Below are 22322 nucleotides of genomic sequence, written 5' to 3'. Positions count from 1 at the left end.
TGAATCCGGTTTGGTAACTTCACCCCTCGTTCACGGTCGTCTCACCTTCACGGCGGCTTAACTTCACGATGAATAGGCCTTTTCGCTCATGCATTTAAAGCGACTGACCGCTCTCGCGTTAGCCACGTTTTGTATCGCCGCCGTAACACCCGTCATCGCCGACACGGTCACCGTCCCGCAGGGGCTCGACCAGTCCGCCGCGCTCCTCCTGACCGACCTGCCGGTGTTCGCCCCGGCCACCGCCCTGGCCCAGTCCGCCGTTCCCGACGCCACTTCGCTGATCGCATCCGCGGCTCCCGTCGCGACCAATGCCCCGGTGGCGGTCAGCGACGACGCCACGGCCGACGATGACGACGACAGCCTCGTCGCCGCCGCCACGGCCAAGCTGGCCGGCCACGTCGATGGTCATGCCCGCGAGGCGCTTCTCGCGTTCGCGATGAAGTTGCGCGATATCCGCTACCACCGTGGCGGCCGCGCGCCGTCCACCGGCTTCGATTGCAGCGGTTTCGTCCGCTACGTGTTCATGCACAGCATCGGCCTCGATCTTCCGACCAATTCCGCCAGCCAGTTCCTCGCCGGGCTGAAGGTCAAGCGCAATGAAATGAAGACGGGCGACCTGGTCTTCTTCCGCACCCGCGGCAAGGCCGTCTCGCATGTCGGCATCTACATCGACAACGGACAGTTCATCCATTCGCCGTCGGCGGGCAAGACCGTCCGTGTCGACAGCCTCAACGAGGCCTACTGGGCCAAGCACTTCGTCGGCGCCAAGCGCCCCGAAGGCATCGCAAAGATCTGACGGGCACCTTCAACGTATATTTCCGAAACGGCATGCTCCGGCATGCCGTTTTTTTTGGCCTTCTGGTGTGAGATCCCTCACCCCGGTGGGAGCCGACCCTGTCGGCGATCCCGCGGCAGCGGGTCGGTTTCATGCACGGCTCGGCTTCGCCCTCGCGTTGGGGTGTGAGGCAGAGCCATCGGCCGCCACCCTCGTCGCTCCGGGCTGCACCGTCGCTCGGGAAAGGATGCCGCTGCGCAGCCGTGTCTTATGGCTGGCGCCCGTCGCGCCCGTCGCGCCGCGATGGGATGCCATTTCTTGTGAACCCCTCACCCGGGTGGGAAGCGGGCTGGCCCGCGACTCGCCACCCTGTTTCAAGCGAATGAGGCGGTGCATCCAACCGAGCGAGCGGTAAAGCCTCGCCCGATCATCGCAAGGCTTCCGTCGCCAGCAGAAAGATCGAGGCGTCGCGGGCCAGCCCGCTTCCCACCCCGGGTGCGGCAACCGGTAAGGGCAGACGGCTCTTCCTCACCAACCCACGCCAGTGTCGAGTGAGCTGCCGGGCGCCACCCCCGCCCGACCGTCCGAGCCCGAAGGGGCGCTAGCCATAAGACACGGCCGCGCACCGGCATCCCTTCCCAAGGGACGGCACCGCCTGTCGCGCCGAGGGTGGCGCCCGGCAGCTCCCCCGCCACGCGCATAACGAACGCGAGGGCGAAGCCGAGCCCTCAATCCGTCTCCTTCAAAAAAAATCCACCGTGAAGCTTCGCCCGCCAGACACTATCCTTGGCGAATGCCCCGCCAGCCGCCCCGCACGCCGACATCGCGTCCGCGTCCTACCGCCACTCCCGTGTTCGGCCTCGCCCGCGTGCTTTCCAAGCGCGGTATCTGCTCGCGCAGCCAGGGCGAGAGGCTGGCGCGGGAAGGAAGGGTGCGGGTGGATGGGCGAATCGTTCGGGACCCTGAATTTCCCATCGCCGGACACGAGCGGATCGAACTGGATGGTGGGGCGGCGCAGGCGGCGGCGCCCGTTTACATCGCGGTGAACAAGCCGCGCGGCATCGTCGTGTCGGCTTCGGACGAGCGTGGCCGTGACACGGTCTACTCGTTACTCGAAGGGGCCGGGCTACCATGGCTAGGACCGGTGGGAAGGCTCGACAAGGCCAGTGAGGGCTTGCTCTTGCTTTCGAACGATACGGCATGGGCCGCCGGAATCACCGATCCGGCGACCCACGTGCCCAAGACCTACCACGTGCAGGTGGCGGGACAGCCGGATGCGGCGACGGTCGCCGCGATGTGCGAAGGCGTGGTCGACGCGGGTGAGACCTTGCGTGCCGCTGCCGCGTCGCTGCTACGCCAGGGCGAGCGCAACGCGTGGCTGGAAGTCACCCTCGACGAGGGACGCAACCGGCATATCCGTCGCTTGCTGGCGGCGCTGGGATTCGACGTGTTGCGGCTGGTGAGGGTCGCGATTGGCGGTCTGGTCCTTGGCGAGTTGGCCAAAGGCCAGTGGCGGCATCTGAGTGAGGGGGAGGTGGCGGGGTTGCGGAGGAGTGAGGGCGCGCGATCGCGGCCGAGGCCGCTTCCCACCCCGTAGCGCCTTGGTGGGAAGCGGCCTGGGCCGCGATCGCTTTCCATAGCGAAGCGGCCTGGGCCGCGATCGCTTCTTTCCATAGCGAAGCGGCCCTCGACGGCCAGGCCTCAGCCCTTCAGCACGCCCAGCTTCCTGCCCACCTTCGTAAACGCCGCGATGGCCTTGTCCAGGTGCTCGCGCGTATGCGCCGCACTCATCTGCGTGCGGATACGGGCCTTGCCCTGCGGCACGACGGGGAAGAAGAACCCGGTGACGTAGATGCCTTCGTCCAGCAGTTCCGCCGCCATGGCTTGCGCCTGCTTCGCGTCGTAGATCATCACCGGCACGATGGGGTGCTGTCCGGGGCGGATGTCGAAGCCTGCTTCGGTCATCTTCTCTCGGAAGTAGCGCGTGTTTTCCTTCACCTTCTCACGAAGATCGCCGGCGGCGGCGAGCATGTCGAATACCTTGCTGCCCGCGGCGACGACGTGCGGCGGCAGCGAGTTGGAGAACAGGTACGGGCGGGACCGCTGGCGCAGCAGTTCGATGACTTCACGGCGGCCCGTGGTGAAACCGCCCAGGGCGCCGCCGAGGGCCTTGCCGAGGGTACCGGTGATGATGTCGATCTTGTCGAGCACGCCGTGCAGTTCGGCGGAGCCGCGGCCGGTATCGCCGAGGAAGCCCGTGCAGTGGCATTCATCGATGTGGACGAGCGCGTTGTACTTGCGTGCGAGGGCCGTGATCTCGGCCAGGGGAGCGACGAATCCGTCCATCGAGAACGCGCCGTCGGTGGTGATCAGCTTGGTCCGGGCGCCCGCCGCGTCAGCGGCCTGTAGCTGGGCTTCGAGATCGGCCATGTCGCAGTTGGCGTAGCGGAAGCGCTTGGCCTTGCACAGGCGGATGCCATCGATGATCGATGCGTGGTTCAGCGCATCGGAGATGATCGCGTCTTCTTCCCCCAGCAAGGGCTCGAACAGCCCGCCGTTGGCGTCGAAGCAGGCGGCATAGAGGATGGCGTCCTCCTTGCCGAAGAAGTCGGCGATCTTGTGCTCCAGTTCCTTGTGCAGGTCTTGCGTGCCGCAGATGAAGCGCACGCTGGCCATGCCGAAGCCGTGGGTGTCGAGGGCATCCTTGGCGGCCTGGATCACCTCGGGGTGGTCGGCCAGTCCGAGGTAGTTGTTCGCGCAGAAATTCAGGACCTTCCGTCCCCCCTCCAGCTCGATCTCCGCCGACTGCGGTGAAATGATGATGCGCTCGTTCTTGAACAATCCTTGTTCACGGATGGAATCGAGCTCGCTGGCGAAACGGTTCTGGCCGGGGTAGGACATGGTGGAGGTTTCCTGGGACGGAGGAATCTCCCGATTGTGAGGCCTTTGCCCGGATGAGAAAACCTCGATCCGGGGGGGCTTGATCAGTGCAGGCCGAAGTCGACCCGGGTCGTCTTGCCGCCGTCGTCGATGCCCTTGGCGTCGGTCTTGGGCGCCACGACGAAGACCCGCTTGTCGTCCGCCTTGCCCTGGAGCCACTGACGGACGGCATTGGCCCGGCGTTCCGCCAGATGCCGCAAGGCGTCGGCGTCGACCGGCATGTTGGTCTCCATCAGGGTCCGCATCTCCTCGGGCGGCTGCGACTTGGTCAGCCCGATCACGTTCTTCGGCTTGGGGAACGACGCGTGGCGATAGGCGCGCTCCAGGTATTTTTCCTGTTCCGCGGCCGTCGGTGGCGTCGTGTCGTCTTCCTTGTCGTTGACCTGCTCCTGGTGTATCAGGTCGTCGACCATGACGGTGCGCAGGCCGGATTCGTCCTTGGCCGGATCGATGCGGCCGACGATGTCGAGGCTGATCGACGGCTTGTCGGCCAGCACCTTTGCGATCTCCGCCAGCTTGGTCTGCGCGTTCGCGTCGAGCACGGCGGAGCCTGGCGCGAATTCCACGTAGCCGAGATCCTCGCGGCCACCGCCCGCGGAGGCGAGCAGGCGGAAAGGCGACGTCACCGCTTTCACGATGAGGTTGCCTATGGCGCGCCAGACGAGACCACCCACGCTGAACTGAGGATCGTCCAGCGAGCCGGACACGGGGATGCGTACATCGATGCGGCCTTCGGAATCTTTCAGCAACGCCACTGCCAGCTTCACGGGCAGGTGGCTGATGCCCGGGCCTTCGAGGCGATCGCCGAAGGTCAGCTGGTCGATGAAGATGTGGTTGTCGGCAGTCAGCTTGCGCTGGTCGAGCTGGTAGTGCACGTCGACATTGAGCCTTCCCTTGGTGATCGGATAGCCGGCGTATTTGCCCGAGTACGGCGACAGGTTGGCGAGCTGGATGCCCTCCGCCTTGGCGGTGATGTCGAGGGATGCAACCGGAGCGAGCGGATTGATCGTGCCGGCGATGTCGACCGGCGCATTGTCGTCGAGTTGACCCTGGAGGGTCAGGTCCGCGGGGGGCGAACCTCCGTCCGTTCCGAAAGCGCCGATCTTGCCGGCCAGGCGCGTCACGTCCGCGGTGTAGTTGGGCTTGATGAAGTTGTCGGTGTAATTCAGGTGGCCCCTGGTCAGCGTGATCTGGCCGATACGGATGTCCGCCGGTGGCCCGGCCGGCACGGCCGGTGTCGCGGCGTCAGGTGCGGCTGCCGGCGCGGGAGTGGCCTGCGCCTGGGTGACCGACACGGCGCCGGGCGCCTCGGGATTGGCGACGACGTCCTGCAGGTTCAGCCGTCCATTCGCGTTGATGATCACGCGGGCATAGAAGTCGTCCAGCGCCAGGCCGCCGATGACGACGTGCGGCGCCGCCTCGCCCATGCGCACGACCATGTTGCTGGCGCTGAGCGAAGCCCAGCGCAGGAAGTCGGCGTCGGTCACCTTGTCGAGCACACGCACGCGGCCCAGCGTAGCCTGGCCACGATAGGCGACGCGAGCTGGCGCGTTGCCGCGGTCGTTGTATCGCACCTGTCCGTCCAGGCTGAGCAGGCCGCTGTCCACGCGTACGTTCAATGGCACGGTGACGAGCGATTGCAGCGGGGCCACGTCGAGCCGCGTGGTCTTCACACGCAGGTCAGCATCGAGCGGCTGTGGTTTCACCTTGCCGGTGACCGCGAACGTGCCCTTGCCGAGCGTGCCTTTCAGGTCCAGGGCGATCGGGCGGCCCATGTCGTCGGACAGGCCGTCGATACCGAACGACGTCGCCTGCATCAGGATCGCATTGCGCTTGCCCGGCGCCTTGGCGTCGCGCAGCGTGAGCGCGCCGTCGCTGAGGCCCAGGTGGGTGATGCTCCAGCGCCAGGCGGCGGACGGAGCGGCCGGTCTGGCCGCCGCCGCGGATGTCCTCACGATACCGGCGAGGTCGAGATTGCCGTTGGCGAGGCGCCGCAGGTCGAGCGTCAGGCCGTCGAGCGTGAGCTGGTCCAGGCGGGCCTCGCTGCTGCCAAGATCGACCAGCGCGATCGATGCCGCCATGGATTTCCAGGTGACAGGGGAAGCGCGACCATTGCGTGGAACCAGCCGGAAACCGTCGAGCCTGGCCTTCGCATGGGCGATGCGGACGATGGCGGCCTCGTGCCAGTCCAGCGTCAGTTCGCCGTTCGCACCGATGTCGCCGCCGGTGATGTCCGCATCCAGCAGCGGCGGGGTCAGCGGCATCAGCGCCGCGAGCGACACGTTCGCCAGCGACAAGGTTCCCGCGTAGCGGGCCGCGGCGAGGTCGAGCTTGCCTTGCGTGGCGAGCGTGCCGCCAGCCATGCGTGCGGCGACGTCGAGTACGGCTACCGGTGCGGCTACCGTGCTGAGTCCGCGCAGGCTGCCTTGCACGTCGTCGAGCACCAGGTGCGCTGGCGCCGGCGCGGCGAGATCCGCGTACTCGATGCGCGAGTCCTTGAGCGTGAGGTTGTCGATGCGCACGTCCATCGCCGGCGAATCTTTCACGGGCGCGGCCGGGGGGCCGCTCAACGCGTCGAAATTGCTGTGGCCGCCGGGCAGCCGCGCATAACGAATCGCGAAACCGTCGAGCGCGACGGTGCCGAGCCGATAACGGGAAGTCAGCGGTTCCAGCGCCGTCAGCGCCGCGTCGCCATGGCCGAGGGCGACCAGCGCCGCACCGCTCTTGTCGTTCACATGCAGATCGTCGACGACCAGGCGGCCACTCAAGACCACGCGCGGTTTGTCCTCGGTCATCGTGAAACGCAGGTCGAGCAGGCCCGACAGCTTGCCGCTCGGCACGGCGACAGGCAGCGGGGTCGGTACGAAACCGAGATAGCGGGGCAGCTCCAGCTTGTCGAGCCGGAAGCTGACCATCGATTCGCGGCTACTGGCGAAGGGCTTGGTCTGGCCCTGCACGCGCAACGGGCTACCGTCGATATTCATCGCCAGCAGGGGCTGCACGAAAATGTCGGTGGCGCTGGGCAGGCTGGCGATGAAGGGAATGCCGATCTCGATGTGGTCGAGGCGGTGAGTGGCATCGAGCACGCGGTCGTCGAAATCGACCTGCCCGCCGTGCACGGCGATATTGGACACCGCGAAGCGGGCCGGCCCGGTGTCGGGAGCGGCGGGATCCGTCGCGAAGCGCTCGACGATGTCCGAGAAATTGAAACGTTGCGGCGCGCTGCGTTGCAGGTGGATCCGGGGCTCGTCGACGCGCAGTTCGTCGAGGATCGGTGCGGCCCGGAACAGCGAGGCCCAGGAAGCGTTCGCCGTGAGCCGTTCAATATCGACGAAGGGCGCCTTGCCGTCTCGCTCGCCGATGTGCAATCGCTCGGCGGTGAGCTTCAAGGTGAACGGGTTGAGGCTGATCGAGCCGAGGGTGACCGGCCGGCCCAGCGCCGCGCTGGCGCGCGACTCGACCTGCGAGCGGATCAGTGGCGGCGCGGCGAAGAAACCGAGCAAGCCGAAAACGAGGAGGGCAATCAACGCGCCGACGGTGAGGCGTCGGGTCCGGCGTGACCGATAGACGGTGAGGGCGCGTTCGTGCCCCTTCCGCCAGTAAAGCTTGCCCCGCGTCTTGAGTGTTTCCATACCGCCGCTCCTTCACCTCATGGCCCCCGGGCAGTGTACCTGCCGGGGGCGCTGGTAGAAGTGCGGTCAGGCGGCGCGGATCAGTTCCAGGAACAGACGACCTTGCCGCAGTTGCCCGCATCCATCAGGTCGAAGCCCTTCTGGAAATCGTCGATCGCGATCTGGTGCGTGAGCACCTTCTGCAGCGGGAAGCCGGTCAGCACCATCTGGGTCATCTTGTACCAGGTCTCGTACATGCGCCGGCCGTAGATGCCCTGCAGGGTGAGGCCCTTGAAGATCACCTTGTCCCAGTCGATGCCCGCGCCGCGCGGCATGATGCCGAGCATGGCGATCTTGCCGCCGTGGTACATGCAGTCGAGCATGTCGCCGAACGCGCGCGGATTGCCGCTCATCTCCAGGCCCACGTCGAAGCCTTCGATGTGCAGGTCCTTCACCGTGTCCTTGAGCGACTGCTTGGATACGTTGACCACGCGGGTGGCGCCCATGTCGGCGGCCAGCTTCAGGCGGTAATCGTTGACGTCGGTGACCACGACGTTGCGGGCGCCGACGTGCTTGGCGATACCGGCGGCGATGATGCCGATCGGGCCGGCGCCGGTGATGAGCACGTCCTCGCCGATCAGGTCGAACTCCAGGGCGCAATGCGCGGCGTTGCCGTAGGGATCGAAGAACGCGGCCAGTTCCGACGGAATCTGGTCGGGGATCGGCCACAGGTTCGAGGCCGGCATGGTCATGTACTCGGCGAAGGCGCCGTTGCGGTTCACGCCGATGCCGAAGGTGTTCGGGCACAGGTGCTGGCGCCCCGCGCGGCAGTTGCGGCAATGGCCGCAGACGATATGGCCCTCCGCGGAGACGCGGTCGCCGATCTTGTAACCGGTGACGCCCGGGCCGATCTCCGCGATGCGGCCGACGAACTCGTGGCCGATCGTGAGGCCGGGGGTGATCGTGCGCTGGGACCACTCGTCCCACTTGTAGATGTGCAGGTCGGTACCGCAGATCGCGGTCTTCTCGATCTTGATCAGGACTTCGTTCGGGCCGACCTGCGGCACCGGAACTTCTTCCATCCAGATACCTTGCTCGGGCTTGCGCTTGACCAGCGCCTTCATCGTCTGCTGCATGGGGCTCGTGGGTTCCGTGCGGGGGAGGCCCGCGGCGCGGACCCAAACCGGCATTATAAGCCGCACCGGCCCCGGATCGTGGTGCGCCGCGCCATTGCCAGTGGCCCCTCGGGCCCTCTATGGTCGGGACGCTCTGCACGACCCACAGGGGACAACGAAACATGCGAATCCGCTCGATGATGCTGGGAGCCGCCATGGCGCTGGCGCTGGACGCGAAAGCCGACGAGGGCATGTGGCTGCCCTCGCAACTGCCGGGAATTGCGAAGAACCTCAAGGAGGCCGGCTTCCGTGGCGATCCAAAGGACCTCGCCGACCTGACCCGTGCGCCGCTCAACGCGGTGGTCAAGGTGGGTGGCGGGACGGGCTCCTTCGTATCGGCCGACGGGCTGGTGGTCACCAACCACCACGTGGCCTTCGGCGTCATCCAGTACAACTCGAAGCCGGAGCGCGACCTCATCGCCAATGGCTACGTGGCACCGGATCGCGCCGGCGAGTTGCCGGCCAACCCCGACTACCGCCTGCGCGTCACGGTCGGATTCGACAAGGTCACCGATCGCATCCTGGCGCAGGCCAGGGGCAAGACGGGCAGGGCCTATTACGACGCCGTCGATGCCGCGAGCAAGGCGCTGGTGGCCGAATGCGAGAAGGAAGAGGGCATCAAGTGCAGCGTCGCCAACATGTTCTACGGGCGCGACTTCTACCTCGTGAAACAACTGGAACTGCGTGACATCCGCCTGGTCTACGCGCCGCCCCGCGCGATCGGCAACTACGGCGACGAGATCGACAACTTCGTCTGGCCGCGCCACGCGGGCGACTTCACCATCCTGCGCGCGTACGTCGGGCGCGACGGCAAGCCGGCCGATTATTCACCGGACAACGTGCCCTACCATTCGCCTTCGCACCTCAAGCTCGCCACCGACGGCGTCGCCGAGGGCGACTTCGTGATGCTCGCCGGTTATCCCGGCATCACCTATCGCCATCGCACGGCGGCCGAATTCGCGGACCAGGTGGAATGGCGGCTGCCGACCTCGGTGGCGGTGCTGAAGGCGCTCCAGGACGTGATCGAAGCCCAGGGCAAGACCGACAAGGAGGCTGGTATCCGCTATGCGTCGCAGCTGCAAACGCTGAAGAACGGGATCAAGCGTTTCAGCGGTGAACTGGAGGGCTTGCAGCGTAGCGACGCCGTCGCCGTCCGCCGCGACGATGAAGCCGCGATGTTGTCGTGGCTTGCGGGCCAACCCGACGGGAAAGCGTTGAAGCCGGAGATCGACCAGGTCATGGCCCTGATCGCCCAGGGCAAGGACGTGCGCGAGCGCGACCTCCTGGTCGGGCTGCTCTCCACGCAGACCCAGCTCCTGCGCGGCGCCCTGGCGGTGGACCGTCTTTCCGTGGAGCGGCCCAAGGCGGACGCGGCACGCGAGACGGGCTACCAGAAGCGTGACGAGGAATTGATCCAGAGCCAGCTGAAGCAGGTGCAGCGCCGTTACGATGCGCGCGTGGAAAAGGCACTGGTGACGTCGCTGATGCTTCGCTACCAGCGACTGCCCGACGCGCAGCGGCTTCCCGAAGTGGACAAGGTGTTCGGCCGCACGCCAGCCGAACTCGCGCAAGCGCTGGATCGCATTTATGCGGCGACGAAGTTCGGTGACGAAGCCGAGCGCCTGCGACTGTTCACCGCCGCCCCGGCGGAGGTCGAAAAGAGTGGCGATGCGTTGTTGGTGGCGGCACGCACCCTGCGTCCCGCCTTGCTGCGCATCGAGGACGAACGCAAGGTTCGCGAAGGCGATTTGCTGCGCCTGCGTCCCGCCTATATGCAGGCCCTGATCGCCTACCGCGAGAAGCAGGGCAAGGCGGTGTACCCCGATGCCAATTCGACCCTGCGCGTCAGCTACGGCAAGGTCACCCCCTTGATGGCCCGCGACGCGGTGACCTATGCCCCGTTGACCACGGTCGCCGGCATCGTCGAGAAGAACACCGGCAAGGAGCCCTTCGATGCGCCGAAGCCGTTGCTCGACGCCATCCGAAAGGGCGATTTCGCCGGATACACCGATCCGAAGTCGGGCGCCATGCCGGTCGATTTCCTGAGCAACCTCGACACCACCGGTGGTAACTCGGGTTCGCCGGTATTGAATGCGAAGGGCGAACTGGTCGGCCTCAACTTCGACAGCAACTGGGAAGCGGTCAGCGCCAGCTGGATGTACGACCCGCGCTACAAGCGCGCCATCCACGTGGACATGCGCTACATGCGCTGGCTGATCGACAAGGTGTATCCGTCGCCCGCCCTGCTGCGCGAACTGAGCGTACCCGGAAAGTAAGAAGGGTGACCTCCGGCACGTACGTGCCGGAGCAGGATTCGCCAGCATTGGCGTTACTTTATAACATCTGCCCGATGGAAGCCGATCCATCGGCGTTCCCACTACCTGGTGGGAGCCGACCCTGTCGGCGATCCCAGCCGCCCCAACGCGCCCGAAACACCAAGGAGATTCATCATGCGCCGAGCCCTATTGGCCACCGCCCTCGCGGCAGGTCTCATCCCCGCCGCCCATGCCGTCGAAGGCATGTGGCAGCCGGCCCAGTTGCCGAAGATCGCCGCCATGCTGAAACAGCATGGCCTGAAGCTCGATCCGGCCACGCTCACCGACCTTACCGCCTATCCCATGGGCGCCATCGTGAGCCTCGGCGGCTGCACGGCGTCCTTCGTTTCACCCGATGGTCTGGTCGTCACCAACCACCATTGCGGCTACGGCGCGCTGCAGTACAACTCCACGAAGGAAAAGAACCTGATCGAACAGGGCTTCCTCGCGAAGACCTTCGCGGAGGAACTGCCCGGATCGCCCGACATGCGCGTCTTCGTCACCGAGGAAATCCGCGACGTCACCCAGGACGTGACCGCGAAACTCACCCCGGCGATGACCGGCCAGCAACGCTACGACGCCATCGACCTCGCCAAGAAAACGCTGGTGAAGGGTTGCGAGACCGAAGGATATCGCTGCGATGTGTACACCTTCCATGGCGGTTACAGCTATCAGCTGATCCGGCAACTCGAGATCAAGGACGTGCGCCTGGTTTACGCACCGCCCGAGTCCATCGGCAAGTTCGGTGGCGACGTCGACAACTGGATGTGGCCACGCCACACCGGCGACTTCAGCTACCTCCGCGCCTATGTGTCGAAGGACGGCAAATCGGCCACGTATGCCAGGGACAACGTGCCCTACCATCCCAAGCACGTCATCAAGCTCAACCCACAAGGCGTGGAAGAAGGCGACTATGTGATGGTCGTGGGGTATCCGGGAAGGACGAACCGGTATCGTCTCGCCCAGGAGGTGAGCAGCGCGATCGACTGGCAATACCCGACCCAGATCAAGCTCTACCAGGAGCAACTCGACACCATCGCCGCGAACGGCAAGGCCAATCCCGACGTTACGGTGAAATACGCCAGCCTCGTCGCCGGCCTGAACAACTACCTGAAGAACTTCGGCGGCCAGCTTGAAGGCCTGCGCCGCGCCGATGCGGTCGCGGTGAAGCAGAAGCAGGAAGCCGATCTCGACGCGTGGTTGAAGAAGCAGGGCGGTGCGGAGAACCAGGCGCTCGTCGCCGACATCGCCGAACTCAAGGCCAAGCTCGCCACCTACCAGGCTACCCGCGAGCGCGATGTCGACCTCGCCCTCATCTCGCGCACCCAGCTCTTCGCCAGCGGTGTACGCCTTGCCCGCCTCGCCGACGAGCGCACCAAGCCGGACATGGAGCGCGAGGCCGGTTACCAGCAACGCGACGAGGTGCGCATCGAGGGTGCGTTGAAGCAAATGGAACGCCGCTACGACGCGAAGACCGACCAGGACCTCCTGGTCAACGCACTCGTTCGCTACGTCGGCTTGCCGAAGGACCAGCGCCTGCCGGCGCTCGACACCTGGCTCGCCGGCGCATCCACGCGTGCGGCCATCCAGGCCAAGGTGTCGGCGCTCTACAAGGGCAGCAAGCTCGGCGACACGGCCGAGCGCATGAAGTGGTTCAAGGCTGACAAGAAGGCGATCGCCGCGAGCGACGACAGCATGTTGAAGCTGGCCAATGCGGTGCTGCCCGAGTTGAAGACGATCGAGAACGAAGAAGACGCCCGCGATGGTGAACTGGCCCGGCTGCGTCCTCGCTACATGCAGGCGATCATCGCGTGGAAGGAATCTCAGGGACTGCCGGTGTATCCGGATGCGAACAGTTCGCTGCGGGTGACCTTCGGCAACGTGCAAGGCGTCGCTCCGCGTGACGGCGTGAGCTATGCGCCCTTCACCACGGCCGAAGGCATCGTCCAGAAGAACACCGGCGAAGAGCCGTTCAACGCGCCCAAGGCCGAGATCGATGCGATCAAGGCGAAGGCCTTCGATGGCTACGCGTCGAAGAAGCTCGGTACGCTGCCGGTCGACTTCCTTGCCGACCTCGATATCACCGGTGGTAACTCGGGCTCGCCTTCGCTCGACGCGCAGGGCCGTCTCGTCGGTCTCGCCTTCGATGGCAACTGGGAGTCGGTCAGCGGCGACTGGCTGTTCAACCCGAAGCTCAACCGCTCGATCCAGGTCGACGTGCGCTACATGTTGTGGGTGATGCACCACCTCGACCATGCCGACAATCTCCTGAAGGAGATGGGCGTTCCGGCGAAATAACCGGCAGTCGCGAGGACCGCACGCCTGTGCGATCCTCGCGGCCATGCCCCGGTCCGACCCCACCGCGAACGAACTCAGCGTCAACGCTTCGCTGGAAACGGCGAGCGTTTCCGTGCGCAACGTGGTCTGCCACGGCGGGTGCGCGCATCGCAGCCCCGAGGAATGCGCGGCATCCACCTACCTGGTCTTTCCTTACCGCGGGCTCTACGTGCGCCACGTAGGCAGCGACCAGGCCGTCGCCGACGCCAACCACGTGGTGTTCTTCAATGCCGACGAGGGCTACCGGATCGCCCATCCGGTCGAGGGAAGCGACGCCAGTCTTTCGGTCCAGGTGGCCGCGCCCTTGCTGGAGGAACTCGCCCCGGCCAGCCTGCTTGACCAGCGGCCCGTCCCCGGCTTTCGCACGCATCACCGGCGCATCGACCCCGGCGCGCAAGCCATGGTGGCCTTGCTCCGCCACAGGCTGGAGCAGGGGACGATGGAACCGCTGGAAGCGGAAACCCTGTTACTGAACCTGATCGGCCGCAGCCTCGGCCCGCGGACCTCGCACGCACCGGAGGCCACGCAAGGCCAGCGGCGCCTGGCGGACCGGGTGAAGGTGCTGCTGGCCAGCGACGTGTCGCGCCGCTGGTCGCTGGCCGATGTCGGTGCCGAAATCGGCGCGTCTCCGGTGTACCTCACCCAGGTGTTCCAGCGTGTGGAGGGCATACCGTTGTATCGCTACCAGTTACGCCTCCGCCTGGCCCGGGCGCTGGACCTGATGGCGACGCAAGAGGATCTCTCGGCCCTCGCGGCGGACCTGGGTTTTTCCAGCCATAGCCACTTCACGGCCGTGTTCCGCCAGGCCTACGGCCAATCCCCCGCGGATTTCCGCCGCTCGACACGACGCCCCTGACCACCCTGAACGTTCCGGTGGAAGCCGCCCCTGGTGGGAGCCGACCTTGTCGGCGATCCCGCGGCAGCGGGCCAGGTTTATGCACGGCTCGGCTTCGCCCTCGCGTTGGGTGGTGGAGCAGAGCCGTCGGCCGCCACCCTCGTCGCTCCGAGCTGCACCGTCGCTCGGGAAAGGAAGCCGCTGCGCGGCCGTGTCTGATGGCTGGCGCCCCGTCACGCCCGTCGCGCCGGGCGGGGTTTTCGATTCGGCTCCTGCCTCAGCGAAAACGGCCGGCCGTCCAGGCCGGCCCCCTGACGGGCCTTTTCGCCCGGCGCTCCTCGGTTCCACACCTCGCGCCGAGGGTGGCGGCCGACGGCTCTTCCGGGCACGGAGGTGTCGTGCGGCCCAAGCAACACCCGCGATCTGGGGACAAGCCGCTCCGTGGAAATTCCCTCATGCGGGTGGGAAGCGGGCTGGCCCGCGATTCGCCACCCTATGTCGAGCGAATGAGGCTGTGCACTGCCACCGAGCGAGCGGTGACAAGCCTCGCCCGATCACCGCAAGGCTTCCTTCGCAAGCGGAGAGATTGAGGACTCGCGGGCCAGCCCGCTTCCCACCCGGGTGTGGCCACCAGCAATCGGCAAATGGCTGGTGACTAGCTGCACGTGGCGCGGCGAGCGTTGCTCTTCCCACCAACCCACCGCAGTGTGGAGTGAGCTGCCGGGCGCCACCCTCGGCGCGACATGAGGAGCCGAGGACGGACGGGCGGACAAGGCCCGAAGGGGATCGGCCTGGACGGCCGATCGTTTTCGCTGAGGCAGGAGCCGAATCGAAAACCCCCGCCCGACCGTCCGAGCCCGAAGGGGCGCCAGCCATAGAACACGGCCGCGCAGCGGCTTTCCTTTCCCAAGGGACGGCGCCGCCTGTCGCGCCGAGGGTGGCGCCCGGCAGCTCCCCGCCACGCCGCACACAACGAACGCGAGGGCGAAGCCGAGCCAGACACATGGCGAACCCAAGAATGCGCAAGAGCCTAAATTTTCCGACAGCCGTAGAGCCAGCGGCATGGTCTGCTTCACGGGCCCCGTTGGGTGGGCGGCAAAGGAGACATCGTCGTGGGCAATGGGCAACTCGGCATCGATCGCCGTTCTTTCATGAAGCTCGCCGCAGGCACGCTGGCGGCCGGCATGGTGGCGGCGTGCGCACCCGGCATGGGCCGGATGGCCGTTAATGAGGACATGGATGCGCGGCGGTTCAACGTGGCGAGGAGATTCACCCGTACATCATTCGGCAACATCGCCTACGTCGAACAAGGCAGCGGTGACGCCGCGCTCTTCCTGCACGGCTTTCCGCTCAACGGGTTCCAGTGGCGCGGCGTGCTGCCACGGCTGGCGGGTGCTCGTCGTTGCATCGCACCCGACTTCCTCGGCCTCGGATACACCGAGGTGGCCCCGGGTCAAAGCGTGGCGCCCGTGGCACAGGCGGACATGCTGGTGGCCTTCATGGATGGCCTCGGTATCTCCCGCGCCGACGTCGTGGCCAACGACAGCGGCGGCGCGGTCGCCCAGCTGTTGGCGACACGCTATCCGCAACGCGTGCGCAGCCTGTTGCTGACCAACTGCGATACCGAACACGAATGCCCACCCGCGGCGATGGCGCCGGTGATCGCCATGTCGCACGAGGGCACGTATGTCGATCGCTGGCTGCGGCCATGGCTGGCGGACAAGACGCTGGCGCGCTCGCCCGAAGGCCTGGGTGGCATGACCTTCACGTATCCCGGTCATCCCACCGACGAAGCCATCGACATGTACCTGGGACCCCTGGTGGCGCATCCCGGGCGCACGCACGCTTATGCGCTGGCGCTGGAGGAAAATTCGCTGGCGGGGATCGGTCCGAAACTCGCCCGGAGTCCCATACCGATGCGCGTCGTGTGGGGCATGGCCGATCCCATCTTCTCGCCCGCGGGCGCGGAGTATCTCGACCACGCCTTCAAGCACTCGCACGGCGTGCACCGCATTTCGAACGCGAAACTCTTCTTCCCCGAAGAATTTCCCGATGTCATCGCCGCCGAGGCCCGGCGACTCTGGGCGACGTCATAGAAACCCGAAACTGAGACTGGAGAAGTCCGTTTCGTAGTCGGCCTCGGCATCCGCCGGCAGGGCGCGTATCCAGATCGTGTTGAGCAGCCAGCGTCCCGAGGTGGGCATGGTGAAGGATGCGCGACCTGCCGCGTCGGTGACGTGGACCTCGATGGGTGCGTCGTCGTGATCGAGGTCCGTGAACTTCACCGTGGCGCCTGCAAGGGCATGCCCCCGATAGAGCACGCGAACAGGCAGCGTGCGAGAGCGGGGCAGGGCGTACGGATTGACCCCGGGAACGATCTCGAGCGCAAGGCCGATGGGTGCCGTCACGGATGCCTGCGCCGCGGCATCGAACGGCCCGGCTTGCATGATCGCCTTCGCATGCCGGCTGTAGATCTCCGTCTCGTCCACATCCATGCGATCATCCCGCCGGCGCCGTTCCAGCGCCGGTGTCAGGCCTTCCACCGTCAGGTAATCGTTGAAGCGCAACGAGGGAAGATGGCTCTGCGCGCGGTTGTCGGTTTCCAGGGCAATCAGATAGGTGCCGGCACGTGGCAGCGCTACCTCACCATCGCCGGCCACCTCTCCGGGGTGTAGCACGGCGCGAAGGTCCACCCCCTGGTCCGACGGCCCGAAGGCCTGAAATCGCACGATGCGTTGCAGCGCGATGGGCGAACGCTGGCGGTAAGGTCCGTGGCCGACCTGCAACATGAGCGGCGTCGCTTGCACGGGCTGTACCTGGAACGCTTGCGGCTGTACCCAGAAATCGTGGGCATGCACCGTACCTGTGGCGGCTATCAGCATCGACACGCAGAAGCGGCCCACCGGCCGTGGACGATGACGAGACATGGCTGAGCCTATTCAAGGTGATCGGGCTCGTAGCCCGGGGTGACGGGTAGGAACGAGAGCGTCGCGACGAGCAGGGCGATCGCGAGGAACCAACTCGCCACCACGTGCAATGCCATGCGCATGCCGCGGTACTTCGAGGGACGGTGACGCGCGACGATCACACTGGTCAGCGCCACCACGGCGCCCACGGCGAGCGAAAGCACCGCCAGCGATACGTGCATCCCGTTCATGCCTTGACGGCCTGCACGATGAAATGACCACCCGTCACGGCGATGCCGATGCCGATGGCGCGCAATGCCAGCATGCCGCGCGGCCATCGTGCAGCCATACCGAGCCCGATGCCAAGGACGTGCAGCGAGCCGGTCGCCAGTACGAACCCCGCGCTGTAGCCGATCGGGTCCGCCGCAGAAGGCAATTCCTTGCCATGCGCGTAACCATGGAAGAGGCCGAACACAGCGACGACGGTCATCGCCATGGCCACGCCGGGCCGGAATGCGCAGGCGACACAAAGACCGAGCGTGCACACCGAAAGCGCGATGCCCCATTCCACCGGTGGCAATGGCACACCGGCCATGCCGAGCACGGCGCCCAGCACCATCACGCCGGGAAAGACCATCGGCAAGAGATACACCAGGGGCTCGCCGAGCACGGCGCCCCACAATCCCACCGATACCATGGCGAGCAGATGATCCATTCCGCCGAAAGGATGCGCGAAACCGGCGCCGAAGCCGCCTGCCAAGCCGGTGCCGGCATGCGCCATGGCGGGATTGGCGTACGACAACGTCACCGCCGCGACGAAGGCGAGAACGACGAACGATGCCCGCGGATCATTCATGGTAGCCGGCCGCGGCGCTGGATGCCGCGGCCGGTGCGGTGTATGCGGGGCTTATGTTGGCTGCTGCAGCGAGGAACGGGAATCGCGTCGTGGAATGGGTGCGATCGTCGTGATGCACGCCGTCATCGATGCTGTCGAGGTCGCCAGCCGCGAGCAGCGAACGGTAGATGTTCGATGCATCGTAGTTCGGCGTACGGCCGCCGCAGTCGGTGGCGAGATCGCCACGACCGGAAAGCTGGGCCAGCTCCACGGCGAAGAGTTGCGTGCACTTCGCCGACGCGCTGTTCACCCATAGCCGGTCGTCGGCCAGCAACGTCGCCAGCCGGTGATAGCGCATTCCCGGTACCGCGTGCGTGTCGGCAAGCCACTGGTTGCCGCGCACGCCATCGTAGCCATCGTAGAGGCCGAGCGTCCGCTGGATGTCGCCGATGAACTGCGCCGCCCTTGCTGGCTCGGCACGGTTGTAGCGTTCCTTGAGGCGGTCGCCCTTGGTTTCGTCGAGCGGAGAGAGCAAGGCGTTGCCGGTCAGCGGACGCCCCGCGCGGTCGATTCGGCCATGCGGCGATGCGGTCTCTCCCCACACGGCGAGCAGTGGGCCACCGCCATTCACCAGTCCGAGATCCACCGTCACGACGATGCATGCCGGCGTCCATCCCGCGAGGAAATTCCGACCTGGGTCACCGTCGGTCTGGCGCCACTCCTTGCGGATCGAAGCCACCGTGGCGGCATCGAACCGCGGAAATCCGTCGGCGTCGACGGGTGTACCGCGTTCGAGCGCATGCGCCGCCACGTCGAACGCGCTCCGGGAGCCCTTCACGTTATTGAAGAAGGGATCGTCACGGCGGCCTGCGGATACCCTCAGGCGCCCACCGGGCGAGGCGAAGCCATCCGCCGCGTCGACCATGCCAGTGGCATGCTCATCGGCGACGGTGCAATCGGCTGTATACGAGGCACTGAAACGACAGGTCACGTCGGTGGTCCTGCTCGTGGTGCCGAAGACCTTGCCGCTGTCGACGTGGAAGGTATAGCCGATGGCGTCGGAGAAACTATGGCCGACGATGGTCATCACCAGGTTCAGGTGGTGGCCGTCCACGGAGGTCCAGGCATAGATGTCGCCGATGTCCGCACGCGGATCGGCGGCGACCGTGGGCGTATCGAGGTGGTCCGAGGCGTAGGCGCTGGAGGCCGGAAGGACAGGGATCGTCGCGACGAAAAGCGACGCGATGGCGAGCGGGAGGCGCAGGTTTCGCATGGGAGCCGTACCAGAATGGACTGGTGGCAGTACACCCGAACCCGTTATCGGCGACTGTCGGAATCTTTAGCGATTCGCACGGGGCGCGGCACGAGATATCCACATGTGATGTGGATACTCGCTGCATAACCGTGTGGACAAGTCCGATTCGCCCATGCGTGGCGACCACTTGCGTTGTCCTGGTCAGTTCGTGACCACGCACGCCGGAAGCGCATCGCGATATCCACAGCGTGTGTGGATACTCACTGCATAAGCATGTGGACAACTCCATTCCGCCCTTTGGCAGCATGGACTTGCGTTGCGCTGCTCAACAACTGACCAGGGCGATGCTCGCTCGCGGCTGCGGAGGATATCCACAGCCGGTGTGGGTAATCGATGCATAACCGTGTGGATAACTGCGCTTGCGCCTTATGCAGCGGCTACTTGCGTTGTACTGGTCATGACGTGAGCTCCGTCGTCACCGCACATCACCCGGGTGCGCTAACCTTGCGATCGTTCGACCGATCACCGCGTGCATGACCCTCGACAACCGCCCCCTCGCCATCTTCCTGATGGGCCCGACCGCATCGGGCAAGACGGCACTCGCCTGCGCGCTGGCGGACCGTTTTCCCGTGGCCCTGGTCAGCGTCGATTCGGCGCTGGTCTATCGCGGCCTGGATATCGGTTCGGCGAAACCCGACGCCGCCACGCTCGCGCGTTACCCGCACGCCCTGGTCGACATCCGCGATCCGGCGTTGCCGTATTCGGCGGCGGACTTTCGTGAGGATGCGGTGGCGGCGATGGAACGCATCACCGGTGAGGGGAAGGTGCCTCTTCTTGTTGGAGGAACCGGACTGTACTTCCGGGCCCTCCAGCGTGGCTTGTCCGACCTGCCCGAGGCCGATCCGGCGTTGCGTGAACGGCTGGGAGCCGAGGCGGCGGCTATCGGTTGGGCAGCGATGCACGCCCGCATGGCGGCGCTCGACCCCGTGGCCGGTGCGCGGATTCGGCCAGGCGATGCGCAACGGATCCAGCGCGCGCTGGAGGTCATGGAACTCAGCGGGCGCCCGCTGAGCGAGTTGCAACAGGGTGGCACGACGGTTCGTTTTCCCTGGAGGGTCCTGAAACTCGCGCTGCTGCCGGTGGATCGGAAACGCTTGCACGAGCGCATCGCGCTCCGCTTCGATGCCATGCTGGCCGACGGTTTCCTCGACGAGGTCCGCCGCCTGCGAGCCCGTGGCGACCTCCATCCGGACCTGCCGGCGATCCGCGCGGTGGGCTACCGGCAGGCCTGGGAGTACCTGGACGGACAGGGGGATGCCACGGACTTCCGCAACCGTGGTATCTATGCCACTCGTCAACTCGCCAAACGCCAGATCACCTGGCTGCGCGGCGAGTTCGACGCGCGCACGTTCGACCCGGACCGGGGGGATCCGTTGCCCGAGGCCGCGCGTGCGGTGGAAGAGTTCGCCGGAATGCCGAGATCGTCACGATCTTAAGCTACCAGCGGGCGTTTAAAAGCAGTTAAGATTCAAGACACTTGGGCTGGGGCGTCGTAAGGCGTTTTTTACCCGGACCCGTACGAGAGGCGTAGGGGAGAAGAAGAATGTCCAAAGGGCAATCGTTGCAGGATCCGTTTCTGAATGCGCTGCGGCGCGAGCGTGTGCCGGTCGCCATCTACCTGGTGAACGGCATCAAGCTGCAAGGCACGATCGAGTCGTTCGACCAGTTCGTGGTGCTCCTGCGCAACCAGGTGAGCCAGATGGTGTACAAGCACGCCATTTCCACGGTGGTGCCGAGCCGGAATGTCCGGGTCGGCGGGCACGAGAACCATGGCGATGCGGCACCCGGTGACGGCGAGGGTTGAGGGGCCCTGGCTTCGTCCCATATAGGAACGAGTGGGTGCGCGTATGCTTCCGGCTGCGCGTGCCCCTTCTTTTCCCATGAGGTCATTCCCCTAAGTGTTCGATAGACAAAAGAAAGGCGATCGGGCCATCCTGGTGCTGCCGCATTCGCGGGGCGAAGGCGATGCGATCCGTCGTGGCGAGGAATTCGCCGAACTGGTCGCTTCGGCCGGTGCGGAGATCCTCACCAGCATCCCGGCCCGCGTCGACGTGCCGAATCCCCGTTTCTACATCGGCAGCGGCAAGGCGGAAGAAGTCGCCGAGGCCGTCCGCGCGTTGGAGGCCGACCTCGTGCTGGTCGACCATGTGCTCAGCCCGGTGCAGGAGCGCAACCTCGAGAAGCACCTCAAGGCCCGGGTGGTGGACCGTGCCGGCCTCATCCTCGACATCTTCGCCCAGCGGGCGCGCTCGCACGAAGGCAAGCTCGAGGTCGAACTGGCCCAGCTCAAGCACCTGGCCACGCGCCTGGTTCGCGGCTGGACCCACCTGGACGCCCAGCGCGGCGGTGCCATCGGCAACCGCGGCCCGGGCGAAACCCAGCTGGAAACCGACCGCCGGCTGCTCGCCGAGCGCGTGAAGATGCTGACCAAGCGGCTCGAGAAGGTGCAGGTCCAGCGCGACCAGCAGCGCCGCGCCCGCTTGCGCAACACGGTGCCGCGTGTCGCCCTGGTCGGCTACACCAACGCGGGCAAGAGCACCCTGTTCAATGCCCTGACCACGGGCGGCGTCTACGCGGCCGACCAGTTGTTCGCCACCCTGGACCCCACGGTCCGCAAGGTCGACGGCCTCTCCTGTGGCCCGGCGGTGATCGCCGACACGGTCGGCTTCATCCGTGAGCTACCCCACGACCTCGTCGCCGCCTTCCGCGCGACCCTGGCCGAGGCGCGCGACGCCGATCTCCTGATCCACGTCAGCGACGCGGCGGACGAAGAACGCGAACTGCTGGCCCGGGTGGTGAACGAGGTGCTGGAGGAAATCGGTGCCGGCGACGTGCCCCAGCTATCGGTCATGAACAAGGTCGATCTCGTCGATACGGCTCCGCGGATCGATCGTGGCGATGACGGCAAGCCGCGGCAGGTCTGGCTTTCGGCCGCCACGGGCGCTGGCGTGGACGGTCTTCGCGAGGCGTTGGGCGAACTGCTCGGTGGCGACCGCATCCGTGCGGGGCTTGAGCTTCCTCTCAGTGCGGGACGTCTGCACGCGCGCCTCAAGGCAGCGGGCGCGATCGCGGGAGAAGCCGTGGACGAGCACGGCTGGCACCTCGATATCGACGCGCCTCGCTCCGTACTGGCGCCTCTCTTGGGCGACGACGTACACGCGGGTTCCTTGCGCGACCTGATCGATCCACCCCACGCCGGTCACTGATCGAGCACTCATCGATACCCATCTGATAGAATTCACAGCGTTTGCGTGCCCTATCGGCGCGGCGGCGGGTGC

Annotated in this window: 16 protein-coding genes; 9 read left to right on the top strand and 7 right to left on the bottom strand. The window is 66.1% G+C overall.

Translation table 11 applies throughout. The annotated features are described in order from the left end of the window. Positions 1 to 88: 88 nt before the first annotated feature. Positions 89 to 796, top strand: coding sequence for a C40 family peptidase (locus tag QFZ41_RS03355; RefSeq protein WP_429197448.1), 708 nt, complete (start codon positions 89 to 91; stop codon positions 794 to 796). A gap of 772 nt (positions 797 to 1568) precedes the next feature. Then, positions 1569 to 2372 (top strand): pseudouridine synthase, encoded by an 804-nt coding sequence (locus tag QFZ41_RS03350; RefSeq protein WP_429197447.1) that lies wholly within the window; start codon positions 1569 to 1571, stop codon positions 2370 to 2372. A 104-nt stretch (positions 2373 to 2476) separates the two neighbouring features. On the opposite strand, the gene kbl is transcribed toward QFZ41_RS03350, so the two are convergent. The 3 genes from kbl to tdh all read right to left on the bottom strand — a co-directional run bounded on the left by kbl (position 2477) and on the right by tdh (position 8450). Beyond that, complete coding sequence (kbl, locus tag QFZ41_RS03345; RefSeq protein WP_429197446.1) at positions 2477 to 3676, bottom strand: glycine C-acetyltransferase; 1200 nt, start codon at positions 3674 to 3676, stop codon at positions 2477 to 2479. 83 nt (positions 3677 to 3759) lie between these two features. Then, positions 3760 to 7347, bottom strand: a complete 3588-nt coding sequence (locus QFZ41_RS03340) for a DUF748 domain-containing protein (RefSeq protein WP_429197445.1) — start codon at positions 7345 to 7347, stop codon at positions 3760 to 3762. An 80-nt stretch (positions 7348 to 7427) separates the two neighbouring features. After that, positions 7428 to 8450 carry an L-threonine 3-dehydrogenase gene (tdh, locus tag QFZ41_RS03335; RefSeq protein WP_429200174.1) on the bottom strand — a complete coding sequence of 341 codons (1023 nt, stop codon included), beginning with the start codon at positions 8448 to 8450 and terminating at the stop codon, positions 7428 to 7430. A 173-nt stretch (positions 8451 to 8623) separates the two neighbouring features. Between tdh and QFZ41_RS03330 the strand changes: the two genes are divergently transcribed. The 4 genes from QFZ41_RS03330 (at position 8624) to QFZ41_RS03315 (ending at position 16084) form a co-directional block, all read left to right on the top strand. Then, positions 8624 to 10777 (top strand): S46 family peptidase, encoded by a 2154-nt coding sequence (locus QFZ41_RS03330; protein WP_429197444.1) that lies wholly within the window; start codon positions 8624 to 8626, stop codon positions 10775 to 10777. Positions 10778 to 10951: 174 nt separating this feature from the next. Further along, a complete protein-coding gene (locus tag QFZ41_RS03325; protein WP_429197443.1) occupies positions 10952 to 13114 on the top strand; it encodes a S46 family peptidase in 2163 nt (720 codons plus the stop codon). Positions 13115 to 13157: 43 nt separating this feature from the next. Further along, on the top strand, positions 13158 to 14009 hold the full coding sequence (locus QFZ41_RS03320) for a helix-turn-helix transcriptional regulator (protein WP_429197442.1): 852 nt from the start codon (positions 13158 to 13160) through the stop codon (positions 14007 to 14009). Between the two features lie 1091 nt (positions 14010 to 15100). Then, positions 15101 to 16084, top strand: coding sequence for an alpha/beta fold hydrolase (locus tag QFZ41_RS03315; RefSeq protein ID WP_429197441.1), 984 nt, complete (start codon positions 15101 to 15103; stop codon positions 16082 to 16084). On the opposite strand, the gene QFZ41_RS03310 is transcribed toward QFZ41_RS03315, so the two are convergent. The 4 genes from QFZ41_RS03310 to QFZ41_RS03295 are packed head-to-tail and all read right to left on the bottom strand — an operon-like array spanning position 16079 to position 19002. After that, a complete protein-coding gene (locus QFZ41_RS03310; protein ID WP_429197440.1) occupies positions 16079 to 16915 on the bottom strand; it encodes a DUF4198 domain-containing protein in 837 nt (278 codons plus the stop codon). The genes QFZ41_RS03315 and QFZ41_RS03310 overlap by 6 nt on opposite strands. A gap of 8 nt (positions 16916 to 16923) precedes the next feature. Then, positions 16924 to 17145: a hypothetical protein gene (locus QFZ41_RS03305; protein WP_429197439.1), complete on the bottom strand. Its 222-nt coding sequence runs from the start codon at positions 17143 to 17145 to the stop codon at positions 16924 to 16926. Further along, positions 17142 to 17750, bottom strand: a complete 609-nt coding sequence (locus QFZ41_RS03300; protein ID WP_429197438.1) for a HupE/UreJ family protein — start codon at positions 17748 to 17750, stop codon at positions 17142 to 17144. The genes QFZ41_RS03305 and QFZ41_RS03300 overlap by 4 nt, the downstream gene beginning before the upstream one ends. Beyond that, positions 17743 to 19002, bottom strand: a complete 1260-nt coding sequence (locus tag QFZ41_RS03295) for a hypothetical protein (RefSeq protein WP_429197437.1) — start codon at positions 19000 to 19002, stop codon at positions 17743 to 17745. Before QFZ41_RS03295 ends, QFZ41_RS03300 begins: the two co-directional genes overlap by 8 nt. Positions 19003 to 19517: 515 nt before the next feature. Between QFZ41_RS03295 and miaA the strand changes: the two genes are divergently transcribed. The 3 genes from miaA (at position 19518) to hflX (ending at position 22250) form a co-directional block, all read left to right on the top strand. After that, positions 19518 to 20480, top strand: coding sequence for a tRNA (adenosine(37)-N6)-dimethylallyltransferase MiaA (miaA, locus tag QFZ41_RS03290; protein ID WP_429197436.1), 963 nt, complete (start codon positions 19518 to 19520; stop codon positions 20478 to 20480). A gap of 107 nt (positions 20481 to 20587) precedes the next feature. Beyond that, positions 20588 to 20848, top strand: a complete 261-nt coding sequence (hfq, locus tag QFZ41_RS03285; RefSeq protein ID WP_331544439.1) for an RNA chaperone Hfq — start codon at positions 20588 to 20590, stop codon at positions 20846 to 20848. Positions 20849 to 20942: 94 nt separating this feature from the next. Further along, positions 20943 to 22250, top strand: a complete 1308-nt coding sequence (gene hflX, locus QFZ41_RS03280; RefSeq protein ID WP_429197435.1) for a ribosome rescue GTPase HflX — start codon at positions 20943 to 20945, stop codon at positions 22248 to 22250. Positions 22251 to 22322: the final 72 nt, after the last annotated feature.

It is taken from the genome of Luteibacter sp. W1I16 (assembly GCF_050434905.1).
Classification (GTDB): domain Bacteria; phylum Pseudomonadota; class Gammaproteobacteria; order Xanthomonadales; family Rhodanobacteraceae; genus Luteibacter.
This window is presented reverse-complemented; position numbering and strand designations above follow the sequence as displayed.